The organism is Arthrobacter sp. MYb227 (assembly GCF_002975435.1).
Taxonomy (GTDB): Bacteria; Actinomycetota; Actinomycetes; order Actinomycetales; family Micrococcaceae; genus Paeniglutamicibacter.
Map to the genome: position 1 here is coordinate 381,029 of NZ_PCPT01000001.1, position 20,380 is coordinate 401,408.

General features: G+C 55.9%; 23 protein-coding genes. 6 read left to right on the top strand and 17 right to left on the bottom strand.

All coding sequences use genetic code 11. The annotated features are described in order from the left end of the window. Window positions 1-32 precede the first annotated feature (32 nt). The 17 genes from CQ018_RS01760 to CQ018_RS01840 all read right to left on the bottom strand — a co-directional run bounded on the left by CQ018_RS01760 (window position 33) and on the right by CQ018_RS01840 (window position 14,402). A complete protein-coding gene (locus tag CQ018_RS01760; RefSeq protein ID WP_105548246.1) occupies window positions 33-1,205 on the bottom strand; it encodes a flagellar hook protein FlgE in 1,173 nt (390 codons plus the stop codon). A 77-nt stretch (window positions 1,206-1,282) separates the two neighbouring features. Next, complete coding sequence (locus tag CQ018_RS01765) at window positions 1,283-1,765, bottom strand: flagellar hook capping FlgD N-terminal domain-containing protein (RefSeq protein ID WP_105548247.1); 483 nt, start codon at window positions 1,763-1,765, stop codon at window positions 1,283-1,285. 16 nt (window positions 1,766-1,781) lie between these two features. Beyond that, on the bottom strand, window positions 1,782-3,179 hold the full coding sequence (locus tag CQ018_RS01770; protein ID WP_181149690.1) for a flagellar hook-length control protein FliK: 1,398 nt from the start codon (window positions 3,177-3,179) through the stop codon (window positions 1,782-1,784). 188 nt (window positions 3,180-3,367) lie between these two features. Further along, window positions 3,368-4,210 (bottom strand): C40 family peptidase, encoded by an 843-nt coding sequence (locus CQ018_RS01775; protein WP_258142366.1) that lies wholly within the window; start codon window positions 4,208-4,210, stop codon window positions 3,368-3,370. Then, the gene (locus CQ018_RS01780; protein WP_105548249.1) at window positions 4,210-4,632 is read right to left on the bottom strand and encodes a flagellar export protein FliJ; all 423 of its coding nucleotides are present in this window, start codon (window positions 4,630-4,632) and stop codon (window positions 4,210-4,212) included. The genes CQ018_RS01775 and CQ018_RS01780 overlap by 1 nt, the downstream gene beginning before the upstream one ends. After that, on the bottom strand, window positions 4,632-5,951 hold the full coding sequence (locus tag CQ018_RS01785) for a FliI/YscN family ATPase (RefSeq protein ID WP_105548250.1): 1,320 nt from the start codon (window positions 5,949-5,951) through the stop codon (window positions 4,632-4,634). Before CQ018_RS01785 ends, CQ018_RS01780 begins: the two co-directional genes overlap by 1 nt. Then, entirely contained in the window at window positions 5,951-6,553 is a 603-nt protein-coding gene (locus CQ018_RS01790) for a FliH/SctL family protein (protein WP_219843980.1), read from the bottom strand. The genes CQ018_RS01785 and CQ018_RS01790 overlap by 1 nt, the downstream gene beginning before the upstream one ends. 13 nt (window positions 6,554-6,566) lie before the next feature. Beyond that, window positions 6,567-7,598, bottom strand: a complete 1,032-nt coding sequence (gene fliG / locus CQ018_RS01795; protein WP_308728878.1) for a flagellar motor switch protein FliG — start codon at window positions 7,596-7,598, stop codon at window positions 6,567-6,569. After that, entirely contained in the window at window positions 7,595-9,193 is a 1,599-nt protein-coding gene (fliF, locus tag CQ018_RS01800) for a flagellar basal-body MS-ring/collar protein FliF (protein WP_105548252.1), read from the bottom strand. The genes fliG and fliF overlap by 4 nt, the downstream gene beginning before the upstream one ends. Next, a complete protein-coding gene (gene fliE / locus CQ018_RS01805) occupies window positions 9,193-9,495 on the bottom strand; it encodes a flagellar hook-basal body complex protein FliE (RefSeq protein ID WP_374954174.1) in 303 nt (100 codons plus the stop codon). Before fliE ends, fliF begins: the two co-directional genes overlap by 1 nt. 5 nt (window positions 9,496-9,500) lie before the next feature. After that, window positions 9,501-9,890, bottom strand: a complete 390-nt coding sequence (locus tag CQ018_RS01810) for a flagellar basal body rod protein FlgC (RefSeq protein ID WP_105548254.1) — start codon at window positions 9,888-9,890, stop codon at window positions 9,501-9,503. After that, window positions 9,890-10,231: a flagellar basal body rod protein FlgB gene (gene flgB / locus CQ018_RS01815; protein ID WP_105548669.1), complete on the bottom strand. Its 342-nt coding sequence runs from the start codon at window positions 10,229-10,231 to the stop codon at window positions 9,890-9,892. The genes CQ018_RS01810 and flgB overlap by 1 nt, the downstream gene beginning before the upstream one ends. Before the next feature lie 113 nt (window positions 10,232-10,344). Continuing rightward, window positions 10,345-10,671 (bottom strand): hypothetical protein, encoded by a 327-nt coding sequence (locus CQ018_RS01820; protein ID WP_105548255.1) that lies wholly within the window; start codon window positions 10,669-10,671, stop codon window positions 10,345-10,347. Beyond that, the gene (gene fliS, locus CQ018_RS01825) at window positions 10,664-11,077 is read right to left on the bottom strand and encodes a flagellar export chaperone FliS (RefSeq protein ID WP_308728880.1); all 414 of its coding nucleotides are present in this window, start codon (window positions 11,075-11,077) and stop codon (window positions 10,664-10,666) included. Before fliS ends, CQ018_RS01820 begins: the two co-directional genes overlap by 8 nt. Continuing rightward, window positions 11,077-12,402 carry a flagellar filament capping protein FliD gene (gene fliD, locus CQ018_RS01830; RefSeq protein ID WP_105548256.1) on the bottom strand — a complete coding sequence of 442 codons (1,326 nt, stop codon included), beginning with the start codon at window positions 12,400-12,402 and terminating at the stop codon, window positions 11,077-11,079. Before fliD ends, fliS begins: the two co-directional genes overlap by 1 nt. 195 nt (window positions 12,403-12,597) lie before the next feature. Further along, window positions 12,598-13,461 (bottom strand): flagellin, encoded by an 864-nt coding sequence (locus tag CQ018_RS01835; RefSeq protein ID WP_105548257.1) that lies wholly within the window; start codon window positions 13,459-13,461, stop codon window positions 12,598-12,600. 122 nt (window positions 13,462-13,583) lie between these two features. Then, window positions 13,584-14,402, bottom strand: coding sequence for a sigma-70 family RNA polymerase sigma factor (locus CQ018_RS01840; protein WP_105548258.1), 819 nt, complete (start codon window positions 14,400-14,402; stop codon window positions 13,584-13,586). 223 nt (window positions 14,403-14,625) lie between these two features. Here CQ018_RS01840 and CQ018_RS01845 point away from each other — a divergent pair, with 223 nt between their 5' ends. The 6 genes from CQ018_RS01845 to CQ018_RS01870 all read left to right on the top strand — a co-directional run bounded on the left by CQ018_RS01845 (window position 14,626) and on the right by CQ018_RS01870 (window position 20,378). Beyond that, window positions 14,626-15,111, top strand: coding sequence for a flagellar protein FlgN (locus CQ018_RS01845; RefSeq protein ID WP_105548259.1), 486 nt, complete (start codon window positions 14,626-14,628; stop codon window positions 15,109-15,111). A 9-nt stretch (window positions 15,112-15,120) separates the two neighbouring features. Next, window positions 15,121-16,536, top strand: a complete 1,416-nt coding sequence (flgK, locus tag CQ018_RS01850) for a flagellar hook-associated protein FlgK (RefSeq protein ID WP_105548260.1) — start codon at window positions 15,121-15,123, stop codon at window positions 16,534-16,536. Window positions 16,537-16,550: 14 nt separating this feature from the next. Continuing rightward, window positions 16,551-17,426, top strand: coding sequence for a flagellar hook-associated protein FlgL (gene flgL, locus CQ018_RS01855; RefSeq protein ID WP_105548261.1), 876 nt, complete (start codon window positions 16,551-16,553; stop codon window positions 17,424-17,426). Continuing rightward, window positions 17,423-17,797 carry a flagellar assembly protein FliW gene (locus tag CQ018_RS01860; RefSeq protein ID WP_105548262.1) on the top strand — a complete coding sequence of 125 codons (375 nt, stop codon included), beginning with the start codon at window positions 17,423-17,425 and terminating at the stop codon, window positions 17,795-17,797. Before flgL ends, CQ018_RS01860 begins: the two co-directional genes overlap by 4 nt. Window positions 17,798-17,845: 48 nt before the next feature. After that, entirely contained in the window at window positions 17,846-19,099 is a 1,254-nt protein-coding gene (locus CQ018_RS01865; protein ID WP_105548263.1) for a class I SAM-dependent methyltransferase, read from the top strand. Window positions 19,100-19,235: 136 nt separating this feature from the next. Beyond that, complete coding sequence (locus tag CQ018_RS01870) at window positions 19,236-20,378, top strand: glutamate--cysteine ligase (protein WP_105548264.1); 1,143 nt, start codon at window positions 19,236-19,238, stop codon at window positions 20,376-20,378. The last annotated feature ends 2 nt before the right edge of the window (window positions 20,379-20,380 follow it).

A 20,380-nucleotide genomic window follows, 5' to 3' on the forward strand; every position in this document is an offset into this window, starting at 1 on the left:
CTTGAGGTAGATTCCGGTCACAGTTTCGTTCGCTAGCGCTTCAGATTTGCAAGTTCCTGAAGTACTTCATCACTGGTGGTAATGATGCGGGCGTTCGCTTGGAAGCCACGCTGGGCAACAATTAAGTTAGTGAATTCTTGGGAAAGGTCAACATTAGACATTTCCAGCATGCCCCCGGCAATGTTCCCCATACCGGGATCACCCGGGGCACCGAACTCGATACCTCCGGAGTTCGCGGTGACAGCATGGCCAGACCCGCCAGCCTTTTGCAGACCGGCAGGATTCGCCACGGAACCCAAGATGATCTGTGCGATCGCTTGCTGGGCTCCATTGGAGAAGGTGCCGGTGAGGGTTCCATCCGAGCCAAGGGTGTATGACTCAAGAGTGCCCGCAGAGCGACCGTTCTGTTCGCTGATAGAGACAGTCTTCAGCCCCGCGTACCCGGTGATCTTGCCGAGGTCCACGGCAATACCTCCGACGTTTAAGGTGCCGCCGTTGAGGGTTCCATCTGCTGCGAGTGTCAGGTTGGAACTTCCGGTTGCCCCCGCACCGTCATTTGCAGCAACGCTCCAACCGCCGGCCGTACGGGTGAAGGTCATTGACAGGGTGCGGCTGGTGCCATCTGCTGCAAAAATTTCCTTGTCCTGAACAATTGACTCGCCCACAGCTGTTTCCTTGGGCAGGTTCCCGATCAGTGATGCGTTTGTCGTGGCGATTCCTGGTGCAACGAGGTCCTTGGGCAAGACAATATCTTGCAGGGCACCACCATTTGGCATGACACCGTTGTTTGCCATGCGACCTTGGACAATTCCACCGCTGGGGCTAGTCAGCCGACCCATGGCATCAAAGTCAAAGGCACCGGCACGCGTCAGGGTGGTGGATCCGCCGTTGCGGGTAATGAAGAATCCGTCGCCGGCGATCATCATGTCCGAGGATCGACCGGTGTTCTGCGCCGATCCTTGGCCGAAGTTAGTGCTGATACCAGCGACCTGCACACCCAACCCGACCTGTGCGGGATTGCGCCCTCCGGCATTGGCACCTGGAGTGGTCGCGCCCTGAGTCATTTGGGACAGCGTGTCTTGGAACTGGATAGATGAGGATTTGAAACCCGCGGTATTGACGTTGGCAATATTATTACCGGTGGTATCGAGCATTGTTTGGTGGGCGCGCAGGCCCGAGATTCCTGAATACAGTGAACGAAGCATGTGGCTGACTCTTTTCTACGGATACGTGGGCAAATGGTGTTGGCTGAAAATTTGGTGCGACAGATCAAGGACTCGGTTTAGAGCAGTGCTATTTCCGGCTCAGGCTCGGGATCCGGTGATTGATCACCGGTGTCTTCTGGAGGTGTTGCTTCCGGAGAAATAGCTCCGATAGACACGATGTGCGAGTAGGGAATCTGCTTACCATCGACCGTGACAATGGGATCAATGCCGGCGAAAGACACGGCCGTGACAACGCCGGTGACCGGGTCCTTCCCGCCGGAGGTGATTTGGTGGCCGAGCAAGGATGAGACAGCGGTTCGTTGCTGGATGGCCAGAGATACGTCTTGCGTGGCACTGAGCATGTTCAGCTTTTCCATGGAGGCTAACTGAGTGGTCTGCGCAATCATGTCGTTGGTGTCCATGGGTGAGCTCGGGTCTTGGTTCGCTAGTTGAGTGACCAACAGATGCATGAACATTTCCCCGTCCATTGCTTGTTTGGGGGCACGAACCGGCTGGTTTCCCAATCCAAATTGAGATACTTCGATGGGTGAAATTGTCATGGTGTGAGCTTCCTTCCTAGGCCAGCACGTCGAGGTGGGTGGAATTCGGTGCGGGTAAAACGAGGTCTGCAATAGGAAGGACAGCCGGTACATCACTGGGTTGCCGTTCCCTCGATACATGGGTGGGGAGTCCAGGACCGAAACGCTGACCATCCGCGGCGCTGGGGTTTCCACTTCCGGTTCCGAGATCAGTTGCCGTTCCGAGGCTGAGCGTTCCTGCACCAGTAGCTGCCAGATCACGGCGTAATTCTGGCAACAGGGCGCGCAAGGCCTCTCGCCCGGCCTCGGTAGGTGCGCTCAATTCGACGCGTAGGCCTTCCTGCCCGAGGTAGGCCCTGACGGTTACCGGACCCAGCGAATCTGGGGCAACGTTGATGCTCAATGTCCTCTCCCCATGAGGACCCGTTGCCAAGGCCACCAGGGGACCTACAAGTTGCCGGTGCAGCGATACCGTCTGTGCGCCTCGGGCTACTGCGCTTTCCACGGCGAGCGCACTAACCCCGGATGTTGCTTCGAGACTCGCGGTGGTTGTCTCTGGTGCTTCGAGAACTATGGTTCCGGGCGAGACAAGCGCCGGTATCTGAGGTGAAAGGTGAACAGTGGATCCCTGCGGATGCATCGCGGCTGGTTGCGGGACATCGATCACCATCGGATCCTGCGGCGCTAGCGCCGTTGTCTGCGAGGTATCGACAACGGTTGTGTGCTGTTCCGTGGATGAAGTTCTCACCGGCATTGTCGCAAGGTTTGCAGGTACAGCGCTAGGACGGAAAAACTGGCTCGGAACCTCAACTGAAGGTTCGGCCAGCGCAAGATCCGGATGACCGATCAGGGCGGCTTGTGGCGGCAGCGAAGTGTTCTGGCTTGCTGCTCCAAGCACTGCCGTATTTACCGAAGCACCCGTGGGGAAAGCCGTCGCACTCGATGAGCTGTCTTCTACGCTGCTGGAAATTAGCCGAGGTTCCTCTGCCATTTGTTCAAGGGGGCGCTTCCCCACGACTTCCGGTTCAAGCTGCCCGGCTGAGCCGGACTCAGCTAGCAGTGTTGCTTCCATCAAGGGATGAGGCAACATCCCGGTTTGTGTCTGCGGACTGTTGGTTGCTACGCCGGCGTTTTCCTTTGGAGCGGCAGGGCCGGTTGTCGATGCTGGCAGTGTGCCTTGAGTTTCGGGCGTCGGTTGCTTGAGCGGCGTTGTCGATTCAAACAGTTCCCGGTGCGAAAGACTGGCTGCGTTTTCATCCGGTTGCCGTGGGGCGGAGACGTCCTCCGGTGCGGCGCTCGGGGAGCAAAGCGGTTCGCTTACGGCTTCCTCTTTGGCAGGGGGCAGCACGGCAGTGCTATCAGGAGTCTGTGCAGGAATCACGAACATGGCAGAGATCTTTGCTGTGGGGAGCAACTTTTCCGTGTCTGGGCTCACCGGAATCTCCTGCGTGTTCTCTTCAGCGAGGGAATGCTCCGATTCTAGGTACCCGGGCGGCTGCGAAGTTGGTGCGTCGGAAGGCAACATCGAGGAAACTATTGATCTAAATGCGTTTGATGATGAATCACCGCCGCGTGAGGGCAGGAATGTTCCCGGCGTTGGTTGGAGCGCTGAGAGGAATGGAATCAAGGATTTTTCACCGCCGTATTGAATGTTGCACGTTGGGCCGATGCAGTAAGTTCCGCGGCTTTGACGCTGGCTTCGCGTATTAGAGTTTCCGTCGCTTCTTGAGACGAGGGGGGTTCCTGAGCGGGAACGATACGTCTAATCGTCATAATTTGGGCGTCGGTTTCAAAAAGTTTGCGGATGCTCACGCTTTCACCGGGACGTGGAGCATGAATCATTTTATTTTCACCCAGGTAGATGCCGATATGTGCCCCGCCACGGGTGACAATCAGGTCACCGGGCTTGGCTTGTGTCAGTGAAGGAACCTCGGTTCCCTGCTTTGCTTGGTCGCGAGCCACACGCGGTAATTCCACGCCCAGATCGCGAAATGTGTGTTGGACAAATGATGAACAGTCGAGGCCAATCTTCGGGTTGTTACCGCCCCATACGTAGGGAACACCCAGATATTTGCGAGCTTCTCGAACCACGTCGACACCCGAGCTGGGGCCATCGGCGACCTTTTTGACAGCTTCGACTTCCGTAGTTGTTTTCTTGCTCGTAGGGTTCCCTGCAGGGGCAAGAGTTTCAGGTGCTGTGGGAATGGTCTTGGTTTCGTCCACACGGCTGGTTGCAGGTTCTAGGGCTTGTTGCAGAAGTTTGGTGAAATCAGTGGAGTTGGTGTCATTAAACGGCCCGGTTGGTATTCCCGAACCCGTGGTTGAAGCTAGGCCTCCGGGAGCCGAGTTCTCATTGAGGCTCTTCACCGGGGCGGGTGCCAAATATGCACTGGGTTTGGAGCCAGTCATCGTGGCAAGAGTTCCTTGGATGGCGCCAATGCGCGAAGCAACTTCGTGGTAGCCCACTATGTGTCCCTTCCTCGGGAGCCGCTAGAGCTCAGATCATCAAGCAATGCCTGCTCACGGCCCAAGTCTTCAAGACGCAATTCACATGCATGTTTCTCGGCAAGTTTTTCAAGTGCCTTAACATCACTTCTGGCATGTTGGTGCAGTTGGAGTGCGTGCTGTGCCTTCTCATTGAGGGTTTGAACCAAGGCATTGAGTTCTACGAGCATTGAGCTAGTTGATGCTCTTGCCGCGGCAGCAGCGAGCATTGTTGCTGCATCGACTGGATTCTGCTCCGTCTGAGCTGTATTTTCACGGACCTTACGCATGGTGGCTTGCCCACCGCGCAGGGCTTTGTTGGCCGCCGCCAGTTCGCCCGCGGCCTTATTTTCCTGCAATTCTCGTAAGCGCAGGAGTCCCGAAAGAGGAAAGTTCCTACCCATTAGTTCACTCCCAAAGTTTGTAGCAGGTTAGCCAATTCGCTCCACGCTTGTTCCCCGGGCACTGGCTCTTCCAGACGCTGACGCAAGAAATTATTGATTGCCTGTTCGTTATCAACCGCTGTGTCAACCAAGGGGTTACTGCCGCGTTGGTAGGCACCAACATCCAGCAGATCTTGCACCGAGCGGCGGGCCGCCATCACCCGACGCAGTGTTGCAGCTGCCTTAGCCTGCTCTCGGGTAGTGACCCTGTTGGCCACACGGGACACCGATGCAAGTGCATCAATAGACGGGAAATGCCCGGCGACCGCAAGTTTCCGATCCAGCACAATGTGCCCATCGAGTAGCGATCGAGTGGAATCGGCAATTGGCTCATTGTGGTCATCACCGTCAACGAGCACCGTATAGATCCCGGTGATTGAACCATGTGCGTCGCTTCCGGCACGTTCCAATAGGCGGGCCAGCAACGAGAACGTTGATGGTGGGTATCCGCGAGTTGCCGGTGGTTCGCCCGCGGAAAGCCCAATTTCGCGTTGGGCCATGGCCACGCGGGTCAATGAATCCATCATCAACAGGACTTGCGCGCCAGATTCCCTGAAAGACTCCGCGATGCGAGTGGCAACAAAGGCTGCCCGCAGGCGCATACGAGCGGGCTCATCCGCCGTGGACACAACGACAATGGAGCGTGCCAAGCCCTCGGGACCCAGGTCTTCTTCGAGGAACTCGCGAACTTCACGGCCGCGCTCCCCCACTAGGGCAATGACATTGATTTGGGCAGCGGAGCCGCGAGCAATCATCGATAGAAGCGAAGATTTACCAACCCCCGAGCCTGCGAATAGGCCGATACGTTGGCCAGCGCCCACTGCGGTGAGCGTGTCCATCACTCGGACGCCCAAATGTAGGGATTCGGTGATGCGGGTGCGTTCCAGTGCGGCTGGCGTCGTATGCTCCATCGGAACTAGCTGTTGTTCCCCCAGCGGTCCCTTTCCATCAATGGGATTACCCAGACCATCGAGGACTCGTCCAAGTAGGCCGGGGCCGGTGGGGACTGACGCTGCGGATCCGCTGTTGAACACTAGATCACCGACGCTGATTTTTTCGATTTCACCCAGCGGCATGCAGTGCAGGGTGGAACGGCGGGCGGCTACAACCTCGGCGGATACCTTTTGCTCTCCTATTTCAAGAACTGTGCCCAAGGGTGCGTTGAGTCCAGAAATCTCTAGCCCCAGGCCCACCACAGAGGTGACGACGCCGAGACGAGCTGGGGCAGCCGCTGTCAGCGCGAGTTCAAGTTCCGGCCAGGCAAGCGTGTTCGAACGCATTAGAGCCCACCCCGTAATGCCTTGGCTGCGCGTTCGAAGGCTGTCTTGATGCGTGCGTCCAAGAAGCCTTCGGCAAACGCCGTCATGGCATCCCCGCGCGCAAGCGATGAATCAGCAACCAACGCAATATCCGTGCCGGGAACCTTGCTCAGTCCCAGCAGCGAGAGGTCTTCGTGGTTCATCCGAATTTCGCGCACGGTATGTGCCTCAATGCCAGCTAGTGCCCTATCGATCGCGGCCTTGGCGCCCAGAGACTCATTGGACAGTTCCTGACCAATGATCTTTTCGGCAAGGAGCAAGGCGGTTTCGGCCATGACCGATGACGCCTGCTCAAGTACTGGAACGGTGCGCTGGGTTAGCGCGTCGGCGGCTGCCGCTAAGGCTCTAATAGCACGTGCTTGTTCAGCAGCGTGCTGTGCTTCGGCCGCTGCCTGAACTTGGGCAAGGTGCTCGCGTTGCCTGCGCGCAGCGGCTTCTGCTGCCCGCATACCCGTTGCATATCCTGCTGCGTAGCCATGGGTTTGCGATAAGGCACCTTGGCGCGCTGCCTCACCGGACACCTCTAGTTGGCCAAATACGGCAGGTTCAAATCCCCGTGGCATAAGGCCCTCCGGTTCAGAGGACAAAGTCATCTTCGTCGCCACGCTCAATAGTTATTTCACCAGTGGTTTCCAATTCCCGAATGGATCGAACAATATCGGCACGGGCTTCCTCAACTTGGGACACACGCACCCGACCCATTGAAGCGATTTCCGCATCCAACACTTCTTTGGTGCGGTCGGAGATGTTCGCCCGAATGGTCGTCTCGACACCATCCCCGGCCCCCTTGAGTGCATAGGCCAGGATGGTGGGGTTGATACCACGGAGTACCCGCTGGACGTCTTTGCGTTCGAACTTCACGATGTCACTGAAGGAGAGCATGCGGGAACGTACTTCCTCGGCAAGCAATGGATCACGCAGTTCAAGGGATTGCAGCACATCCTTCTCGATGGCCACATCCGACCTATTAAGGATTTCCACCAAGGGTTGGATACCACCGACGGCTTCCACTGGCTCACGCGGTGTGGTGATGTTTCCGGTGCGTTTCTTCAGTGCCTCGGCCACCACACGCACGGCCTCAGGTGCAGCCGATCCCATGGTCGCCAGCGCGCTTGCTACGTCGGTTCGAACACCTGATTCAAAGCTGGAAAGAACTGCCGATCCAATATCTGGGCGCAGGTGGGCAATGACTAGGGCAGCTGTCTGCGGCAGCTCCCCATCAAGCAGCGCAACAACTTGTGCGGCATCGGTACCTTCCAAGAACTCAAAGGTCATTCCAGCAAGTGATGAGGAGAGCCTGTCCATCACCGAATTGGCTTTGTCCGAACCAAATGATGCTTCCAGCAGCCCGGCGGCAATTTCCCGCCCACCGCGTGCGTTCAATTGCCCGGAAGTTGCAAGCTCATGGACCTCGTGGATTGCATCTTGCACGGTTTGAGCATCAACTCGGCGCAGGCGCACCAGTTCTCCGGCAATCTCGTCCGCCTCGAATTCATTGAAGTGCCGTAGCACTTCCGCGGCGTGTTCCTTTTCCATTTGCATCAAGACAATGGCGACTTTTTGGGTTCCGCTCAACATCGCTGAACCACCCGGTCCGAGGGGCTTCACTCGTTCCTCTTATCATCCATAACGGTGCGCAAGTAGTCGGCCATGAGTGCTGGGTCGGTGGCGGCCAGGGCGGAGAGTTCCTCACGCTTGGCGTTGTGCGAGATGGGGAACGTCGCAACGGGTTGCGGTAACACCACGTTTGTCAGGGCCACCGTCTCCGGATGGGGGTTTTCCATGGGCACCGGCACCGCAGACAGGGACGCGTAGTCGTGCAGTTCACCCAGGTCGATCGGCTCACGCTTCTGCTTGTTGCGGCGCACATACAAGGCGTATACGACGGCAAGGATGAGCGCAAGCACGACGACACCGGCATAGATCAACTGGCGTTGCAAGGCCGCATTACGCAGTGCTGTCTCAGCTGCGGCGGCAGCCGCTAGCTCGCTTTGGGCCGCTGCCGCAGAATCTGTGTTGAAAGGAACCACCGAGATGCTGACTTGGTCGTTACGGGCAGCGCTGATCCCTGCTGCGTTGGAAACCATTTCGGTTAGCTGCTCCATGTTTAGCTCCCGGGCCGCGCTTTCATTGACCGCCACCGAAACACTCTGGCGCTGCAATGTTCCGGATGGAATCATGCGGTTTTCGGTGACTTTGTTAATGGCGTTAGTGCGTTGATTGTCAGTTGAGGTGAAGGTCCCGTTGCCACTGGCATTCTCGGGCACAGCAATGTTGTCTGGGCCCAAGACACCCGCGGATGGAGCGCCGTTTCCTTCATAGCTTTCTTCCTTTTCGGATTCCGTCAGGGCAGGAGAACCCTCGGGATCGGTAAATGTTTCCTCGGTACGCTCGGCAGACTCTAGACTCATCTCCGCGGCCACGGCAACAGTTGAATTACCCGTTCCAACCACACGGTCAAGCATTCCCTGAACGGAGCTGGCAACTCGCGTCTCATAGTCGGAGGCTTGCTGGTCTGCTCCCCCGGTCATGCCCACCCCCGCGGCCGAGAGCAGGTTACCTGCCGCATCGACGAGCGATACGTCTTCGGGCTTGAGTCCATCAACCGATGCCGAGGTCAGGTGGATCACGGACTGCACCTGATCGCGGGTGAGTGTTGAACCCGGCCTGGTCTCAACAAAAATCGAGGCCGTCGGGTTGGTTTTGGACGCCACAAAAACTGTTTGTTCGGGGATGGCAAGTTTCACCGAGGCCAGCTTGACGCCATCCATTGACTGGATGGTGGCGGCAAGTTCTCCCTCCAGTGCGCGTTTGTAGGTGATGCTTTGCTGGAATTCGCTGGAGGTGACGCCCATTTGGTCCAGCAGCGAGTATCCGGCGGTTCCCGCGCTGGGAAGGCCTGCCGCCGCTGCCTTGAGTCTGGCGTCGTAGACGCTTGCTTCGGGAACCATGATGGTTCCACCACCGCCGGTCAATTCATAGGCGACGCCGTCGGTCTTGAGCTGTTCGACGATCCCAGCGGCATCTTCGGGGGCAAGCCCCGAGTACAGGGGTGTCATTTTGGGTTGGTTCAGAAACGTAGCAAGAGCGATCGCACCCATGACAAGGATGGCAACGCCGATGATCATGATGGTTCGCTGTGCCAAGCTGAACCCACGCACGGATTCCATCAGCTTGCCCAAGGGGGCAGGAACAGCGGCCATCAGGCTTGCATCCGCATGATCTCATTGAATGCTTCAACCCCACGATTGCGGAATGTTGAAACCATTTCAAGTGCAACTGCCGCACGAGTTGAAGCAAGCGTCGCGGCATGAATGTCGGTCAGATCCCCGGTGACGGCCTTAATCGACAGGTCATTTGAGGTGCTTTGAAGGCTCTGCACTTCGTTGATCGCGCCGCCCAGCGCATTGGCGAAGGCAGCACCCTCGGTTCCGGCCTTGGCAGGTGACTGAGCGAACCCGGTGGCTGTAGTGGGGCTGACACCGGTGACTGGGGTAATGTTCATGGGCATTAGTTGCGTCCGATCTGCAGTGCAGCTTGGTAGGTTTCCTTGGCGCGGTCCACTACCGCGGCATTCACTTGGTAACCGCGCTGGGCCAGAATCAGTGCACCCATTTGCTCGGACATGTCGATGTCTGGGTAACGCACATTGCCCTCGGCATCGGCTAAGGGATGATCCGGTTCGTGAACGATCCGGCCATCGGCGTTGCCGAATTCGGTACCCGAAACGAATACTCCCTGATTGTTCCCGCTGGCTTGCGCCACGATGTAGCGGGCACGGAAGGCTTCTCCATCGGTGGAGGTCACTGTATTTGCATTTGCAAGGTTGTCCGAGATTGCATCAAGCCATTTTCGGTGGACTGTCAATGCTGTGCCGGCAATGCCGATTGCGTCTGGCATTAGTTGCTCCTGAGTGCTGTGCGGATGCTGTTAAAGGGACCCGATGCAGCCTGTGTAGCGAATTGGAAGCGCAGCACTGTGTCAATGTTGGAGAGCGTCTCGGTGTCAAGATTGACGTTTGAGCCGTCGAGCCGGGTGGGCTCCAGCGAGGTAGAGGTGGTCGCTGCACTCTTGCCGTCACGGTTTGCCACGGACCGCGTCAACGCGGCTTCGAAATCTACGCGGCGGGCATGGTAGCCGGGGGTATTGACGTTTGCAATGTTATTGGCGATGGCACGCTGGCGCGAGGCCAACCCGTCTAGGGCACTTTCCAATGCCAATGACGTGACGGAATCGAACACGAAACGAAGCTCCAGAATCGAAATGCGGCCCATCCTTGGGCACAAAAATGGATGAGCAATCCATGCTCACCTCAGACAATCGACCAACAATCCCTAGCCGTTAGCTGTTTTCGCTAACCTTCCACATCTAAATAAAGAGAAGTAGGCGATTCATAACGGGGCACCGAATCAACAACCCGCAGTTGGCGCGCAGTCTCATCTCGGCGTTCGGTCAGCATTCGGGCTAATTCCTGCATTTGACCGAAAACCGCTTGAGCACGATTTTTCAGGGTAGCGGGCATGAGACCAATATTCGCGGGTGCTGTCCACCCGGTGGGCAGCTCAAAGAGAACCTCATGGTCGGCCGTGAAGCGGCGCAGTCCTGCCATGTCCGCTTCCAGTGCTTCCAACACGGCAATCCAGGCTTGTTCCGTCGCTTCCGTGGTGGGTTCCCTATCCAATTTGCATACCAGTGCTAAGTGAGGTTGCTACAAGCGGTGCTATCGCGGCTTCATGCCAGGCCTGCCGCAGCGGCTCCATGAGTCCTTTGACGTGGCTCGTCAGTACCGGGTCACGACGGATATTTGCGTTGATCAGTGTTTGGGTTGCATATGTGTAAAGGCCTTGCAGCCCGTGGGCGCCGTCCCAAGCCTCTGCGTTCAGGGACGAAGCAAGTTCCGCAATGATCTCCTGGGCGTGTACAAGGTTCTCGGACGCTGTTGCCCAGTCCGCTGAATGCTGGGCAGCTTCGGCTCGGCTCAGGTCAAGTACCAGCCGGTCATAAAGCATGATCAGCAGCCGAGCTGGACTAGCCGAAAGAATGGCTTCCCTGTTGAGCTGGGCACGTTTTTGGGCTGGATTCATCATCAGTTTTGTGCTCCAGCATTCAAGGAGGAAAGTTGTGAGGCCATGTATGACTGTTGGGAGTTGAGCTTGCTCAGCTGGACTTCCAAGGCCGAATAGGTTCGTTTAAGTGTTGCTTCGCGGGTTGCCAGTCGACGGTCCCAGTCAAGAATTTGCGTGTCCAGCCTGGACACCATGGATTCTTGGCCCTTGATACGCGAGGTAATTGCTCCGTCGTATTTATCAGACAACGTCGATGTCGTACCAGAGACTCGGGAGGAAACTGTTTGCAATGTCGCATCTATTCGAGCCGGATCCTCGGCAAGTACTTTCGCGAACTTTTCGGCATCGAATTCCAACTTGCCGTCTTTAGTGATCGAGATACCGACCTCGGAGGGAGATTTTCCATCAATCGGCGCAGTCACGGCTTCCATGACACGTTGTTTGACATCCCGAACAGTGCTGTCACCGGTGAAGATCATACCCGTCGTTGCGCCACCGGCCCCGCTGCTAACTGCCGAGTTGACCGCGATGAATTTGAAGAGGTCATTGAGCTTATCCACTAGATCTGAAGCGACCTTGGTGGATGCTTCAGTATCCCGGGCCACCGATACGGTAACCGGTTCTGAAGAAACCTTGGACACTGTAATGTCCACGCCCGGCAGCAACGACGCGAAGGTATTAGTGGCGGAGGTGACTTTTTGTTCGGCCTCGGTGCCGGACCACAGTGTCAGCTCGGCATCTTGTGCCTGCCGTATGACTTTCAAATCCTCCGGCGTACTTCCGTCCGCCTTGGTAATCGTGAACCCGTTGGTGGCACCGGTTTCTACCGAAGAGAATTGTACACGGAACGTTGTGCCATCCCCCGTGGCAACCTTGACGGCCTTGACTCCGGAATCTGAGGCATTGACGGCCTTGATCACGTCGTCAAGCGAACTCGAGGAAGCGACTATGGACGTGGATTTGGTACCGTCTGCCGATTTGATGTCGAAGGTGGATCCCGGCCATTCAGTGAGGGCTTCCGAAACATGAATCTGGCCCTGGGCCAGTTTTGTGACGGTGACGTCCAAGGAGCCGGGGTTGGCCCCCGCACTGGCCGTGGCCTTGACACCATCGGAGCTGCTGGAGGTGCTGAAGAGCTGCAGTGACTCCGGCATAGCAAGTTTTTTGGTCAAGTCGGCCAGATCCGCGACCTTTGTATTTAGCGCTTGCAAAGCACTAACCATGGTCTGCGTTGATTTGACCTTGTTCTTCAAGATGTTCTGCGGAATCGCTTCGACCTGCATCAGTGATTTGATCAGTTCAGTGGTGTTCAAGCCACTGGATAGTCCGTCTAATGACAGGCCCATACCGTCTCCGCTTCTTCAGTCTTGTATACATATTGCGAATCTCCCGTGGCATACGTGCACTTCGTGCACCGCGGATGCCACGGGAGATTCATGAGTCAAACTTCTTGTTTCCTCAATGGCCAGCTGCATAGCTAGCACCTGATGAGCGTTTCAAACTCTCATGCCGATCAAGGAACCGCCTTACTGCCTTGGGTTTTAGCGCAGCAAGGAAAGAACACCCTGAGTGGACTGGTTTGCCTGCGCGAGCATGGCGGTACCGGCCTGGGACAGGATGTTCTTGGCGGTGAACTTGACCATTTCGCCAGCCATGTCAACGTCGCGGATGCGGGACTCTGCAGCCGAGAGGTTTTCGCGCGAGACGTTCAGCGAGTTGATTGCCGACTCGAAGCGGTTCTGGCTTGCACCCAGTTCCGAGCGGCTCGAGGAGATAGCCGTAATGGCCGTGTCAATGGCGGTGATCGACGTGGCGGCCGCCGTGGCTGAAGTCAAATCGATGGCCAGTGTTGAGGTTCCGGCGGCGACGTCGGTGCCAGCTACTAGGGCCGTAACAGTCTTCACTGCGTCAGCCAGGTCGGTCAGGTTGACCGAGATCTGCGAGGACGGATCGCCGTTGGCGCCGACCTGGAAGCTCAGTGCAGCACCGTCCATCAGGTTGATGCCATTGAAGTTCGTGGTATCGGCGATGCGCGCCAGCTCGTCACCCAGGGCTGTTGCTTCGGTGGTGAGTGCCTTACGCGAATCATCGTTGTTCGAGTCACTGCCGGCCTGGACAGCCAGGTCGCGAACGCGCTGCAGGATCGAGTGGACCTCGGTCAGGGCGCCTTCAGCGGTCTGGATGACCGAGATGCCGTCCTGGGCGTTGCGGGCTGCAACGCCAAGGCCGTTGGACTGCGCGCGCAGACCTTCTGAGATGGACAGGCCTGCTGCGTCATCGGCTGCACGGTTGATGCGCAAACCGGAGGAGAGCTTCTCCAGCGACTTGGACAGGTCGTTCTGCGTGTTGGAAAGGTTTCGGTGAGCGTTGAGCGCCGAAATGTTGGTGTTAATTTGCATACCCATGGTGAATTCCTCCGTGAGACGGGTGTCTTAGACGAGGTCCATCCATGGACCTCAAGACCAACTATCGGCCGGCACCATGATCCGGTTAGCCATTCACAACAATAATTCTCGAGTGACTGTCGCTACATCGTCGCGGTAAGAGCTTCTCGAGAGCCCTCCGGCTTGGTGATACCACCGGCGGCAAGGTCATGAAACTCACCGAGATACTGTTCCCTGCGTTGTGTGGCTGCCCGAGTTAGCCTTTGTTCTAGCACCGGTTCGGCATCAACCAGATAGAGCGATTGCAGCCCTTCTTGCAGAAGTTTCATTGCAGCAGTTCGGCGCTGCGACACAGCCGAATGTGTAACTCTCATTTCGGCGGCCACGTCCTTAACCGTTAGGCCTTGGAAGTAAATTCGCTCAATCACTGAGCGTAGGTTCTCGGGCAGCGCTGCGACTGCTGCCCGAACAATCTGCACGTGTTCTGCTTCAAGTACTGTTTCTTCAGGCGTCAGGTTGCCGGAGCTGAGATAGTCGTTCATCGCGTCATCGATCCCCACCACGGTGCGGGCGGAATCACTGAGTATTGACAACGTGGATTCTTGGTCGGTGCCCAAAGCGTCTGACAGCTCAGCCAGGGTTGGGGTACGTCCGATGGCTGCGGTCAGCGTTTCTTGTATGGTTCGCAGCTCGGTAATGCGTTTGCGGGCACCGCGCGGAGCCCAATCATTTGAACGCATATCGTCTGCGAAGGCGCCAATGATGCGGCGACGCGCATAAGCACCGAACGGGACACCTAGGTTCACATCAAAGGCCTCAGCCGCCGAAATCAGCGCGATCGCGCCAACCGAGGCAAGATCTTCTCGAGACAGATGAGTTGCCTTTGCACACATTTCGGCTGCGAGATAGCCGACAAGCGGCAAGTTCTCGACAACTAAGCTGTTGCGTGCGTGCTGATCCACTAGTTGGTTCCTTATCACTTAGAGAGAATGACTTGACCGGCTACCCATATGTTCCTGGCCACTCAGCTATTTCTCCCCAAAGAATTCAAGCCACAAGAGATATTAGCTCCAAAATCTGATAGTGGTGGGAATCTAACTAACGCGCGTCGCTTTGCAGTCGATAGAGTTGTTCGAACTGGGGATGCGTAATGGGGGGGTAGCTAAGGCTTGGGAAGGAATATTCATGGGAACCAATGAACTTTCAGTACTTTTGTGGAAAGAACGCGAATTGCTTGAACTTCTGCAGTTCAAATTGGAAGAACAACATCTACTTTTAGTGGCCGGAAAGTCGCGCTGGATCAGTCTTGCAACTCGTGAAATTGAAAACGTGTTAGAAAAGGTAAACGCTGCAGGCTTGCTGCGCGCTATCGAAGCGTCAAGCGTTGCTTCAAGTTGGGGAATCAATGACGATTCTTCCTTGGCCCAAATCATTGACTCCGCACCTGAGGGACCTTGGAAAGAAATATTTGCAGCCCACCTTGCGGCACTTCGATCTACAAGCACGGAAATTGCTGCCCTGCGTGAGGCCAATGACCAGTATCTTCGCTCCGCGTACCGTTCAACGCAAGAGACACTGGCCAAATTAGGCGAAGACCCTTCGCTTTATGGTCCGGCCGGCACTTCCGCGTCTCGCGATTCTGGTGCCCATATTATCGACACAAATCTTTAAGGAGTGCCTGTGAGCACATTCAGTGGACTGAATACCGCGATGACGGGATTGAATGCGGCACGTTTGGCAATGGAGACGGCCGGAAACAATCTCGCCAACATCGGAACGAGGGGATACACGCGTCAACGTGCTGACTTTGTTTCGGTAGGTTCAGTTACGCAAACTGGTCTATTGACGAGCAGAAATGGTGTTGGTCAGGGCGTAGGGTTCTCTGGAATTGCCCGCTTATCCGACTCCCATTTAGATGCCCGTGTACGTGGCACCTTAGCCATAGCATCGCATTCAGATATTCGGGCCGATGGGCTATCGAATCTGGAAGACATCCTTCGCGAGCCTGGTGAGAATGGGCTTTCCGCCTTGCTCAATGATTTTTGGGCTGGCTGGGAAGACGTCGCAGGTGACCCGGGTAAAGCAGCCCCAGCAGCGGTTCTCATTGAACGAGCCAAGGCTGCGGCCAGCCGCATCAGTCTCTCGCATTCCGAAATGGCTGCGCAGTGGAATAGCCATCGGACGGGCCTCGAAACCATGGCCACAGACGTAAATAGCGCCGCAAATGCCATTGCCGAACTCAATGGGCAGATTCGTTCCGTTATCGCGTCCGGAGGGTCACCAAATGCACTCATTGACCAGCGTTCCCTACTTGCCGAGCAAGTCTCAGAATTAACTGGCGCTACTGTTCGCGAGGCTCCTGACGGCACCATCGATGTGCTGATTAGTGGTAATGCGCTGGTCAGTGGAACTACGGCGCGCACCATCAAAGTCACAGGTTCGTTGTCCATGAATTCGTTGCCAGCACCCACCATTGAATGGACCCATAGCAATGCTGGAGCCATTGGTGCTCAAACTGGACGCATTGCGGGTGCGCTTTCGCTCTTGGCCCCTGCAGATGCGGCAGGAACCGGTGGTGTATTGGCTGAAAGCGCTAAGGCCTTGGACGCCATTGCCTTGGCTCTGGCCACCACTGTCAACACTGCCCAAGCCAACGGCAAAACTGTTGACGGGGTTCAAGGCTCTGATTTCTTCTTTATCGATACAAATAATCCGGCTCTTTCGTTAAAAGTTTTGGCGATTGGAGCCAGTGATTTGGCGACCGGTTCGGCTACCGGTGGTCCGTTGGACGGCTCAAATGCTTCAGCGATCTCCCAATTGGGAAAGCTAAAAGACGGCGCCGACTCCAAATGGTCCGAGTTGGTCATTCGTATCGGTGTAGCAACCAAATTCGAAGCACAACAAGCAGTTTCGACAGCCGTCGCGGCTTCCACTGCAGTGAATGCTCAGCTCTCGGTTTCTGCTGTATCACTCGATGAAGAGAACGTTGCTTTGCTAACCCATCAACATGCTTTCCAGGGGGCTGCACGAGTCATGACCGCTGTGGATGAGATGCTCGATACGCTGATCAATCGCACCGGTCTCGTTGGAAGATAGGCAGTCATAAACTCATGAGAATTACTACCGCTTCATTAAGCAACACCACTGATCGCAACCTTCAAGCCGCGATGAATCGATTGGCAACCGTACAGAACAAGGCCGGTACGCAGAAAGAAATCGGTCGTCCTAGCGATGATCCAAGCGGGACTGCCAATGCGATGGCAGTTCGCGCCCAACAGCGGCAGACTGACCAATATACGCGAAACACCCAAGACGCAAATGGGTGGCTCTCAACGGCGGATCGAGCCATGAGCACCGCCACAGATCTTATCCAGCAACTCCGCGATCTAACTGTTGCTGGGGCAAACGATGGTGCCTTGGCTCCCGAGGCAAAAGAAGCAATTGCCTTAGAACTTATTCAGGTTCGAGACTCATTGATGGTTGTAGCCAATACTCAATACAACGGTCGGCACATATTCGCGGGAAGTTCTAATGGCGCGAACGCACTCGACAAAGATAACTACACCTTTTCTGTCGGTAGCAGCGTGGAACGTCGGGTCGGAGATAATTCCACCGTTCGCGTAGATGTCGATGGCACCAAAGCGTTCGGCAACGGGACAACAAGCGTTTTTGCGTTAGTCACTGAAATCGTTGCAGAGCTCCGCTTGGGTACTAACATCGGCTCTCGGATAGCAAAGGTAGATGGTTTTTTGCAGCAGGTACTTGGTGTGCATTCAACGATAGGCGCAAGTCACGCGAGCGTCCTAGCGGCCGAGGAATCTTTACTGAACGATGCTGTGGCTCTCGAAGGACGCCGAAGCATCATTGAAGACATAGATTTGGGGGCCGTTGTGCTCGATTTGAAGAAGCAAGAACTTGCTTATCAAGCGGCATTGTCTGCTGCTGCTCGTACGTTACAGCCTTCTTTGATGGACTTTTTGCGATGAGCCGGGTCTTGGTTCCGCAAGCCCCATTGCTCGGTTTCCCCACGGCTGTCACATTGTCGCTGGACCCGGTTGAGGGTGCCGTTGGCCTATACTCTTTGAGCTCTGTTCAGGTTGCTGAATTGCGGCTTTTCGTGCTTGATGCAGCAATCCATTTTCCCGATTATTGCCCAGTGTTTACACACAATCAGCTCCTACTTCTTGGAACCCCGGATGAATCAAATCAAAGCGTGTTTGTCATAGTCAATACGGCTAATAATCAAACTACGGTGAATTTGCTTGCCCCGATCCTTGTGAACGCTGGCACTGGCTCCTGCGCACAAGTCATTTTGGACGGTCAAGACTGGCCCTTGCGACACATCCTGCCAGCCTAGGACGCTAGGACACTGTTCGAGTCAATCCGAGACGCTAGGCTTAAGCGTATGCCCTCACATAGTTCCGATGCTTCCGGCTCCCAGCTTGCAATCTTGTTAACCACCGAAGGATGGCAACTACTTAATTCTGTTGACCCGTCGTCTGCGGGAACTAAAGATGCAGCATTTGCGCTCAATCTCGAACTGCGTAAGGCCGGACATTCGGCCGAACTGGCTACGGCAGTAGTCCAACAAACCCAGCTGCGTTTCAAGGCACGCACAAAATTTGGGCCTTTCGCTGACAGCATGGTTTTTACCCAGGCTGGATTAGAACAGGCAACACGCCTAAATATTGCGGGCTTACATGCCCAACGCTTCACCCGTGCCGGGATCAAGAAGGTTGCTGATCTGGGTTGCGGAATCGGAGCAGATTCCTTGGCCCTTGCCAGTGCCGATATTGAGGTCACGGCAGTAGAGCTCGATGAAATCACCGCAGCTGCAACGACACTAAATCTCATGCCCTGGCCCAATGCTCGGGTAGTGAATACCGATGCCATGAGTTTTGACCTTGAGGGATTCGACGGGGTCTGGCTCGATCCGGCACGCCGCACCACCGATACCTCGGGAACCTCACGGATTTTTGACCCCGAAGCCTTCAGCCCACCGCTGTCCTTCGTTGAAAAACTCGCCGATGAGGGCCTGGCCGTAGGCGTCAAGATGGGCCCGGGAGTCCCACATGAAGCTATTCCGAGCAATTGTGAAGTCCAATGGGTCTCTGTCAATGGGGATGTCATCGAGGCAGCCTTGTGGTTTGGCCCACTGGCCCGACCGAACATTCGTCGAGCCGCGCTTGTCACAAATGATCATGGCGCTCACGAAATCACTAGCTCGGTGGACTTCGATCCAGATGCGGCACTACGTGGCGAGGTGCCCGTAGGGCCGGTTCCTGCCTATGTTTATGAACCCGATGGTGCGGTAATTCGCGCAGGTCTCATCGATGAACTGCTCAAGCGCACCGGCGGACACCTGTTGGACCCCCACATTGCCTATTTTGGTACTGAAGCACCAGTTCAAACCCCATTTGCCAAGGCTTTCAGGGTAGTAAATGTGCGTCCATACCACATCAAAAATCTGCGTGCTTGGGTCAAGGCGGAAAACATCGGAGTGCTTGATATCAAGAAACGCGGTATGGATGTGACTCCCGAAGAACTGCGGAAGGTATTGCTGGCTGGCATGGGCAAGGGGGCCAAAAATAAGGCAACCTTGATCCTTACACGCATTGGCGAGACACGCGTGGCCATCGAAGTTGAACCGCTGCCCTAACCACGCACCTTGCCACCATGACTTGCGGCACGAGCTTGGATTAGTCCATCGATGTCATCAAGAGCCCTCACAGACTCGATAGACTATTAGCTGCAAGAATTTTGGGGTGATTCACCGCAATTAACATGGAGGTACGATGCACATTGAATTCGCATCATCACGCCAGTCAACACTTGGTGTTGAATGGGAAATTGCGTTGGTGGATCGAAATACCGCAGATCTAAGTTCTGTGGCCGAAGACGTGCTGGCACAGCTACACGCAAAGCACGGTTCGTTAACTGAAGACGAGGAACACCCACACGTCAAGCAGGAACTGTTGCTCAACACCGTGGAAATTGTTACAGGAGTCTGTGACACAGTCGCCGAGGCCAAAGTCGAGCTTCATGAGAATCTCGTAGCGATCCGGGAAGTTACCGACCCCATGGGCGTCGACCTCTACTGTGCAGGCTCCCACCCCTTTGCCCCTCCGAAGCTACAGCCGGTCACCGATAAAGATCGCTACGCGAGGATGATTGATCGCACCCAATGGTGGGGTCAGCAGATGGTCATTTATGGCGTGCATGTCCATGTTGGCTTAGATTCCCGCGATAAGGCGCTGCCAATAGTCGATGGACTCATCAACTATCAGGCTCATTTTCAGGCGCTTTCCGCTTCCAGCCCTTTCTGGGGCGGCGAAGATACCGGCTACGCTTCGCATCGGGCTCTGATGTTTCAGCAACTACCTACAGCAGGAGTTCCATATCATTTCCCCACGTGGGAAGACTATGAAGCTTACGTAGCAGACATGATGCATACGGGTGTTATCGACGATATCTCCGAGATCCGCTGGGATGTTCGCCCCGTGCCACGATTTGGCACGGTCGAGATGCGTATTGCCGACGGTTTATCCTCACTCCAGGATATTGGTGCCATTGCAGCGCTCACCCAATGTCTAGTGGATGACATGTCGACCACTTTGGATCAGGGTGGGTCCATCCCGGTCATGCCCCCGTGGTTCCGTGTCGAGAATAAGTGGCGAGCGGCTCGCTACGGTATGGATGCAATCATCATTCTCAACGCTGCGGGTGATGAAATGCTTGTCACCGATCATTTGCGGATGGAACTTGAGCGGCTAGCACCCGTTGCCGAAAAGCTTGGTTGCGCCTTAGAACTCAAAGACGTAGAACGCATTATCGACGGTGGTGCAGGTTACCAGTGGCAGCACAAGGTCGCTGCAGAGCACAGTGGCGATCTGCGCGAAGTCGTGAAAGACAATATTCGCCGGATGAACATTGCATAAGA